We start from the raw sequence: 2,815 nt of genomic DNA on the forward strand, positions 1-2,815 counted from the left end.
AGCCGCAGCGGCGGCCTTCTGCTCTTCGGCGTAGCCTGACGGCGGCACGATGGTGACGAGGGTCGCGTCCTCGCGGGCCAGCGCCTTCACGCCGGCCGGCAGCTTGACGTCGGACAGATGCAGCGAGTGGCCGATTTCGAGCGAGCCGACATCGGCCTCGATGTACTGCGGAATGCTCTCGACACCGCATTCGAGCTCGATCGCGTGGGCGACGATGTTGACGGTGCCGCCGCGCTTCACGCCGGGTGACGATTCCGACTTCACCACATGCAAGGGCACGCTGATGCGGATGGTGGCGCCTTCGCCGAGCCGCATGAAGTCGACATGGATCGGGAAGTCCCTGACCGGATCGAGGTGGTAGTCGCGCGGAATCACGCGGTGCTTCTTGCCCTCGAGATCGATGTCGACCAGCGTGGTCAGGAACCGGCCGGCGAGGATGCGCTGGCGCAGTTCGCGATCTTCAATCGAGATCGTCACCGGGGGCTGGTTGTTGCCATAGATCACTCCGGGCACTCGCCCGGCGCGACGCTCAGCCCGGGCGGCCCCCTTGCCGCTCTTCGGACGTGCGGTCGCCTTCAATTCCTTGACGGTCGTCGCCATGTCGTTAAGTCCTTGTTTTTGCAAAAGTTAATGGGCCGCAAGGCGGCCCATGGCATACGCCGCAGCAAGCCTCCAGGGGTGCGGGGGCCGCGGACGTGGCGGGCTTTTACCCGGAAGATGCGGAAATGACAAGGAGAATGGGCTGGCGGGTTGTTCCGGATGGCATCTTGTAACCCGGATGGCGCGGAGCGAAATCCGGGGAGATCGCACGACCGGTGAGAGCGGCCCCCGGATTTCGCTGCGCTCCATCCGGGCTACGGGACCGGTGACTACCCTCCGAGTTTGGCCTCCAGCGCCGCAATCCGCGTTTTCAGCGCCTCGTTCTCCTCGCGCGCCAGGCGCGCCATATCCTTGACGGCCTCGAACTCCTCGCGCTTGACCAGATCCATGTCGCGCAGGAATTTTTCAGCCTGGGTGCGCATCACCGTGTCGAACTCGCGCTTGACGCCCTGGGCGGCACCGGCGGCATCGTTCATCAGCCGGCCGATCTCGTCGAAAAACCGGTTGTTGGTCTGGGTCATTTCGGTCTCCTGGCGGCCTCAGATTAGCTTGGCGCAAACTCTCGAAAAGACAATGGCAATCCGATCGAAACGGTTCAAGTGCCGATCGGCGGTATCCTTGTCATGAACCGCTTTCCTTGCAATCGTATTCAACGTCCCGGCATAACAAGAATCAGACGGCGTCCGCTGGTCCTCTTCGCCGCAATCTCGTCTAGATATAGAAGGCGCGATGCCCTTTCTGCTCATTGACTTCCCATCCATCGATCCGGTCGCCGTCGCGCTCGGACCGTTCGCCATCCGCTGGTACGCGCTGGCCTATATCAGCGGCATCGTGTTCGGCTGGCTGTATGCGCGCTCGCTCCTGAAGAGCGAGCGCCTGTGGGGCAGGCCCGCGCCGATCTCGCTGCTTCAGATCGACGATTTCATTCTCTGGGTCACGCTCGGCATCATCCTGGGCGGCCGCACCGGGTACGTGCTGTTCTACAATCTGCCCTTCTTCATCTCGCATCCCGCAGCGATCTTCAAACTGTGGGAGGGCGGCATGTCGTTCCACGGCGGCTTCCTCGGCTGCGTCGTCGCGGTGATGTGGTTCGCCTATCGCAACGGCATCTCGATCCTGTCGCTCGGCGACATCACCACCGCCGTCGCTCCGGTCGGACTGCTGCTCGGGCGCATTGCGAATTTCATCAAGGGCGAGTTGTGGGGCCGCGCCACCGATGCGAGCCTGCCCTGGGCGATGATCTTTCCCGATGATCCGACCCAATTGCCGCGCCATCCAAGCCAGCTCTACGAAGCCGGGATGGAAGGCATCCTGCTGTTCACGGTGCTCGCGATCATGATCCGCCTTGGTGCGCTGAAGCGGCCCGGCATGATCCTCGGCAGCTTCATCCTGATCTACGGCCTGACCCGGATCATCGGCGAGCATTTCCGCGAACCGGACGCCCAGCTCGGCTTCCTCTGGGGCGGGTTAACCATGGGCATGCTGTTGTCGATCCCGATGCTTATTGTCGGCCTCATACTTATTGTATTGGCAGTGCGGCGCGGTGCGCCGAAGCCCATCGAGGCCAACAGTTAATTCCATTTCGAGAAAGTACACCGTGACCGACCAGCCGCTACTCGACGAGATCAAGGCGCTGATCAAAGCCTCGGGCCCCATGCCGGTCTGGCGGTACATGGAACTGTGCCTGATGCATCCGCGCCATGGCTATTACGTCTCGCGCGATCCGCTGGGCCGTGAGGGCGACTTCACCACCGCGCCCGAGGTCAGCCAGATGTTCGGCGAGCTCCTGGGACTGTGGACCGCCTCGGTGTGGAAGCAGATGGGCTCGCCGCAATTTTTGAGGCTGATCGAGCTCGGCCCCGGCCGCGGCACCATGATGGCGGACGCGCTGCGCGCACTCCGCGTGCTGCCACCGCTGTACCAGGCGCTTCATATCCACATGGTCGAGGTCAATCCCGTCTTGCGCGAACGGCAGGGCGCAACGCTGGCGAACGTGCGCAACATCGACTGGCACGACAGCATCGACGACGTGCCGGAAGGACCGAGCATCATCCTCGCCAACGAATATTTCGACGTGCTGCCGATCCACCAGATGGTGAGGCTCGAGAATGGCTGGCATGAGCGCGTGATCGAGATCGATCCCAACGGCAAGCTTCAATTCGGCGCGGCGCCCGAGCCGACGCCACGCTTCGACGTGCTGCTGCCGCCCCTGGTG

4 protein-coding genes are annotated in these 2,815 nt (G+C 63.1%); 2 read left to right on the top strand and 2 right to left on the bottom strand.

Annotation, left to right across the window (positions count from 1 at the left end; translation table 11 throughout):
• Together MOV75_RS33295 and MOV75_RS33300 are read right to left on the bottom strand one after the other, a co-directional pair.
• A partial coding sequence (locus tag MOV75_RS33295) for a 50S ribosomal protein L25/general stress protein Ctc (protein WP_247007445.1) occupies positions 1-600 on the bottom strand: 600 nt, incomplete at its 3' end.
• 269 nt (positions 601-869) lie between these two features.
• A complete protein-coding gene (locus MOV75_RS33300) occupies positions 870-1,121 on the bottom strand; it encodes an accessory factor UbiK family protein (RefSeq protein WP_135170330.1) in 252 nt (83 codons plus the stop codon).
• A gap of 208 nt (positions 1,122-1,329) precedes the next feature.
• Between MOV75_RS33300 and lgt the strand changes: the two genes are divergently transcribed.
• Positions 1,330-2,175 carry a prolipoprotein diacylglyceryl transferase gene (lgt, locus tag MOV75_RS33305; protein ID WP_246931727.1) on the top strand — a complete coding sequence of 282 codons (846 nt, stop codon included), beginning with the start codon at positions 1,330-1,332 and terminating at the stop codon, positions 2,173-2,175.
• Between the two features lie 22 nt (positions 2,176-2,197).
• Positions 2,198-2,815 (top strand): SAM-dependent methyltransferase (locus MOV75_RS33310; protein WP_247007448.1); only part of this gene is annotated, 618 nt, incomplete at its 3' end.

It is taken from the genome of Bradyrhizobium sp. PRIMUS42, assembly GCF_023006515.1.
GTDB lineage: Bacteria > Pseudomonadota > Alphaproteobacteria > Rhizobiales > Xanthobacteraceae > Bradyrhizobium.